Source organism: Streptomyces bobili (genome assembly GCF_002154575.1).
Lineage (GTDB): Bacteria > Actinomycetota > Actinomycetes > Streptomycetales > Streptomycetaceae > Streptomyces > Streptomyces bobili.
The window spans coordinates 1-5,452 of the sequence record NZ_MUBA01000028.1 but is presented as its reverse complement, the minus strand read 5'-3'; the positions used below and the strand labels follow the sequence as shown (position 1 = coordinate 5,452).

The following is a 5,452-nucleotide window of genomic DNA, read 5'->3' as shown; positions in this document are numbered from 1 at the left end:
GTCCCCGCCCCCGTCCCCGGTTCCGGCGGTCGCGGAGGGCGTGGACGGGGAGGGCGTAGGCGCCGCGCCGGACGCCGAGGCCGTCGCCGCGAGCAGAAGGCCCAGCGGCAGGGCCAGGAATCGGGCCAGGATTCGGTTGACGTGCATGGGAGAACCGTGACGCCCGCGGACCCGGCGCCGCCCCGACCTGTGGACTACTCCCCGGTTGTGGACAGCGGCGTCACCCGGTACCCCGCCGGTCCCGTACACTTCTTCTGGCGATCCGGGTCACCGGGTCGACTTCGCACGCCCCGGTACCAGGGCCCCGACTTCGGTCGGATTCCCGGTATCTGCGCCCCTCGGTCCTTCGCGGCTCGGCGCACAGCGGGCGTCAGGCGTGGGAGCCGTCCGGTTCCCGCGGCACAACCGAGAAAATCAAGGAGAGCGGCCATGGCCGTCGTCACGATGCGGGAGCTGCTGGAGAGCGGCGTCCACTTCGGTCACCAGACCCGTCGTTGGAACCCGAAGATGAAGCGCTTCATCTTCACGGAGCGCAACGGCATCTACATCATCGACCTGCTCCAGTCGCTGTCGTACATCGACCGCGCCTACGAGTTCGTCAAGGAGACCGTCGCCCACGGCGGCACGGTCATGTTCGTCGGCACGAAGAAGCAGGCGCAGGAGGCCATCGCCGAGCAGGCCACCCGCGTCGGCATGCCCTACGTCAACCAGCGCTGGCTGGGCGGCATGCTCACCAACTTCTCGACCGTCTACAAGCGTCTGCAGCGCCTCAAGGAGCTCGAGCAGATCGACTTCGAGGACGTCGCCGCGTCGGGTCTGACGAAGAAGGAGCTCCTGGTCCTCTCGCGCGAGAAGATCAAGCTCGAGAAGACCCTCGGTGGTATCCGCGAGATGTCCAAGGTTCCCAGCGCCGTCTGGATCGTGGACACCAAGAAGGAGCACATCGCGGTCGGTGAGGCCCGGAAGCTCAACATCCCGGTCGTCGCCATCCTCGACACCAACTGCGACCCCGACGAGGTCGACTACAAGATCCCGGGCAACGACGACGCGATCCGCTCCGTCACGCTGCTCACCCGCGTGATCGCCGACGCCGTGGCCGAGGGCCTCATCTCCCGCTCCGGTGTCGCCACCGAGGGCAAGGGTGACAAGGCCGCCGGCGAGCCGCTGGCCGCGTGGGAGCGCGACCTGCTCGAGGGCGAGAAGAAGGCGGACGACGCCGAGAAGCCGGCTGAGGCCGCTGCCGAGGCGCCCGCCGCTGAGGCTCCGGCCGCCGAGGAGGCCCCGGCTGCGGAGGCTCCGGCCGCCGAGGCCGAGGCTCCGGCCGCCGAGGCTGAGGCTCCGGTCGCCGCCGAGACGCCGGCCGCCGAGGGCGAGCAGGCCTGACCCGTCGGGACGTGCGACGGCGGGAGCGGTGACATCAAGTCCGCTCCCGCCGTTCACCCGTAAGTCAGCGGTGGGTCAGAGGCCTACAGCTCCATGTAGGCCGCAGACCCCGTAGATCTTCGATCTTCCAGACTTCGAGAAAGATTCACAGACTCATGGCGAACTACACCGCCGCCGACGTCAAGAAGCTCCGCGAGCTCACCGGCGCCGGCATGATGGACTGCAAGAAGGCGCTGGACGAGGCCGAGGGCAACGTCGACAAGGCCGTCGAGGCGCTCCGCATCAAGGGCCAGAAGGGCGTCGCCAAGCGCGAGGGCCGCTCCGCCGAGAACGGCGCCGTGGTCTCGCTCATCGCGGACGACAACTCGGCCGGCACCATCGTCGAGCTGAAGTGCGAGACGGACTTCGTCGCCAAGAGCGAGAAGTTCCAGGCCGTCGCCAACACGATCGTCGAGCACGTCGCCAAGATCGCCCCGGCCGACCTCGAGGCGCTCCTCGCCTCCGAGATCGAGCCCGGCAAGACGGTCCAGGCGTACGTGGACGAGGCCAACGCCAACCTGGGCGAGAAGATCGTCCTGGACCGCTTCGCGCAGTTCGCGGACGGCTACGTCTCCGCGTACATGCACCGCACGATGCCCGACCTGCCCCCGCAGATCGGTGTCCTCGTCGAGCTGGACAAGCCCAACGCCGACGTCGCCAAGGGCATCGCCCAGCACATCGCCGCCTTCGCGCCGAAGTACCTCTCCAAGGAGGACGTGCCGGCCGAGGTCGTCGAGTCGGAGCGTCGTATCGCCGAGGAGACCACCCGCGCCGAGGGCAAGCCCGAGGCCGCGATCGCCAAGATCGTCGAGGGTCGTCTCAACGGCTTCTTCAAGGACGCCACGGTCCTCGGTCAGCCGTACGCCCTGGACAACAAGAAGTCCGTGCAGAAGGTCCTGGACGAGGCCGGTGTCAGCCTGAAGCGCTTCGCGCGCATCAAGGTCGGCATCTGAGTCCGCACAGCGACGGACGCCCGGCCCCGATAGGGTCGGCAGCAGTCGTCCGTGGACGCCGTCACCTGGCGTGTGACGGACGACAGCAGATCTGACGAGGAGGCCATTGCCGCGCACGGGTTGCGAACACCCCACCGGCAGTGGCCTTCTTCGTATGTGCACCACGTGAAAGAGGCGGGATCTCCCATGACCACCACCAAGGCCCAGAAGAGCAACGACGGCAAAGCGAGCGGCCGGTTTCTGCTGAAGCTGTCCGGAGAGGCTTTCGCCGGTGGCGGCAGCCTGGGTGTCGATCCCGACGTGGTGCACAAGATCGCCCGGGAGATCGCGGCCGTCGTGCGCGACGGGGCGGAGATCGCGGTGGTCATCGGCGGCGGCAACTTCTTCCGCGGCGCCGAACTCCAGGTACGCGGCATGGACCGGGCCCGCTCGGACTACATGGGCATGCTCGGCACGGTCATGAACTGCCTCGCCCTCCAGGACTTCCTGGAGAAGGAGGGCATCGACAGCCGGGTTCAGACCGCCATCACCATGGGCCAGGTCGCCGAGCCGTACATCCCGCTGCGTGCCGTGCGCCACCTGGAGAAGGGCCGCGTCGTCATCTTCGGCGCCGGTATGGGCATGCCGTACTTCTCCACCGACACCACCGCCGCCCAGCGCGCCCTGGAGATCGACGCCGAGGCGCTCCTGATGGGCAAGAACGGCGTGGACGGCGTCTACGACTCCGACCCGAAGACCAACCCGGAGGCCGTCAAGTTCGACGCCCTCGGGTACGGCGAGGTCATCACGCGCGACCTGAAGGTCGCCGACATGACCGCGATCACTCTGTGCCGCGACAACAAGCTGCCGATCCTCGTCTTCGAGCTTCTGGTCGAGGGCAATATCGCTCGGGCCGTCAAGGGTGAGAAGATCGGCACGCTGGTGAGTGAGCAGGGCAGCCGGGCCTGACCGGCGGAACTCCCCGGTCCGGCCGGAGGAATCCCGGTTCGTACGACAACACCTGACCGGGCGACGGACCCTGGTCGGGGGATGGACAATGTCCTGCCGGTCGGGAACCGTGCAGGAAGAAGACGCGACGCAGCCGGCCGCCGCCTCCGCAAGGAACCGGAGCCGGGCCTACTCAAGACACGCAGGAGCAAGTGGTGATCGAAGAGACCCTCCTCGAGGCCGAGGAGAAGATGGAGAAGGCCGTCGTGGTCGCCAAGGAGGACTTCGCCGCGATCCGCACCGGCCGTGCGCACCCGGCGATGTTCAACAAGATCGTGGCCGACTACTACGGCGCGCCGACGCCGATCAACCAGCTGGCTTCGTTCTCTGTGCCGGAGCCGCGCATGGCGGTCGTCACCCCGTTCGACAAGAGCGCGCTGCGCAACATCGAACAGGCGATCCGTGACTCGGACCTGGGCGTCAACCCGAGCAACGACGGCAACATCATCCGGGTGGTGTTCCCCGAGCTGACGGAGGAGCGCCGCAAGGACTACATCAAGGTGGCCCGGACCAAGGCCGAGGACTCCAAGATCTCGATCCGCGCGGTGCGTCGCAAGGCCAAGGACGCCATCGACAAGATGATCAAGGACGGCGAGGTCGGCGAGGACGAGGGTCGCCGCGCCGAGAAGGAACTCGACGACACCACCGCGAAGTACGTCGCCCAGGTGGACGAGCTCCTGAAGCACAAGGAAGCGGAGCTGCTCGAGGTCTGATGAACGACTCTTCCTGGGGCGCTCCGCCACGAGCCGGTTCACAGGCCGGGTACTGGGGGCCCAACGATCACGGGGCCGTCCCGCACGGACCTGTCCAGGGGGCTGCCCCGGCGGGTCCCGCGTACGATGCGCCTGAGGCGCAGCAGACTCGCCCCATGCCCATCGTCCCCGACGTACCCGCTCATGGCGGAAACCAGGATGACGACCGGGGGGCCGCTCGGCTGGGCGGCCCCTTGTTCAGAGACGAGACGTCCCACGGCGGTACGTTCCGCAACGAGACGTCCCCCGCGGGGACGTTCCGTGACGAGACCCCGTCGGCACAGCCCGCTGCGGCGGTGCCGCAGAATCCGGAGCCCATGCCCGACGCACCACAGCCGGCCTCCGCCCCGCAGAAGAAGAGCGCGGGCCGGGACCTGACTGCGGCCATAGGGGTGGGCGTCGGACTCGGTGCGGTGATCATCGCGTCGCTGTTCGTCGTCAAGGCGGTCTTCGTCGGCGTGATCGCCGTCGCCGTCGTCGTCGGCCTGTGGGAGCTGACCAGCCGGCTGCAGGAACGAAAGGGCATCAAGGCGCCGCTGGTGCCGCTCGCGGTCGGCGGCGCGGCCATGGTCGTCGCCGGATACGTCCGGGGTGCCGAGGGCGCCTGGGTGGCCATGGCCCTGACCGCGCTCGCGGTCCTGGTCTGGCGGATGACGGAACCCCCGGAGGGCTACCTCAAGGACGTCACGGCCGGCGTCTTCGCGGCCTTCTACGTCCCGTTCCTGGCCACGTTCGTCGCGATGATGCTCACCGCGGACGACGGGGCGCTCCGGGTGATGACCTTCCTGCTCCTGACGGTCGTCAGCGACACCGGGGCGTACGCCGTCGGCTGGCGCTTCGGCAAGCACAAGCTCGCTCCGCGGATCAGTCCCGGCAAGACCCGCGAGGGCCTGCTCGGCGCGGTGTCGTTCGCGATGGTCGTGGGCGCGCTGTGCATGGAGTTCGTGATCGAGGACGGCACGTGGTGGCAGGGACTGCTGCTCGGCCTGGCGGTCGCGGTCAGCGCCACCCTCGGTGACCTCGGCGAGTCCATGATCAAGCGGGACCTCGGCATCAAGGACATGGGCACCCTGCTCCCCGGCCACGGCGGCATCATGGACCGCCTCGACTCGCTTCTGCCCACCGCGCCGGTGGTGTGGCTGTTGCTGGTGCTGTTCGTGGGGTCCGGCTGACGGGTGCTCCGCCCCGGCCGAAACGGGCCCCCGTCCTCCGCGGACGGGGGCTCGTCCCATGACCGGCGCACCGTGATCTCCGGGCTCTTCCGAGCCGACCGGGGCACCCGAATGGATCTGCGACACTGGTAGGGCCATGCCTAAGCCCGGAGAACTGGCAGGCGAA

At 68.6% G+C, this 5,452-nt stretch carries 5 protein-coding genes; all 5 read left to right on the top strand.

Features of this window, described 5'->3' with window-relative positions; genetic code table 11:
• Positions 1-429 precede the first annotated feature (429 nt).
• The 5 genes from rpsB (at position 430) to BZL64_RS02960 (ending at position 5,286) form a co-directional block, all read left to right on the top strand.
• On the top strand, positions 430-1,383 hold the full coding sequence (rpsB, locus tag BZL64_RS02980) for a 30S ribosomal protein S2 (protein ID WP_086765841.1): 954 nt from the start codon (positions 430-432) through the stop codon (positions 1,381-1,383).
• 155 nt (positions 1,384-1,538) lie between these two features.
• Entirely contained in the window at positions 1,539-2,375 is an 837-nt protein-coding gene (tsf, locus tag BZL64_RS02975) for a translation elongation factor Ts (protein WP_086765839.1), read from the top strand.
• 186 nt (positions 2,376-2,561) lie between these two features.
• Positions 2,562-3,323 carry a UMP kinase gene (pyrH, locus tag BZL64_RS02970; RefSeq protein WP_086765837.1) on the top strand — a complete coding sequence of 254 codons (762 nt, stop codon included), beginning with the start codon at positions 2,562-2,564 and terminating at the stop codon, positions 3,321-3,323.
• Between the two features lie 194 nt (positions 3,324-3,517).
• Positions 3,518-4,075 carry a ribosome recycling factor gene (frr, locus tag BZL64_RS02965; RefSeq protein WP_086765843.1) on the top strand — a complete coding sequence of 186 codons (558 nt, stop codon included), beginning with the start codon at positions 3,518-3,520 and terminating at the stop codon, positions 4,073-4,075.
• Positions 4,075-5,286, top strand: a complete 1,212-nt coding sequence (locus tag BZL64_RS02960; RefSeq protein WP_086765835.1) for a phosphatidate cytidylyltransferase — start codon at positions 4,075-4,077, stop codon at positions 5,284-5,286. The genes frr and BZL64_RS02960 overlap by 1 nt, the downstream gene beginning before the upstream one ends.
• Positions 5,287-5,452: the final 166 nt, after the last annotated feature.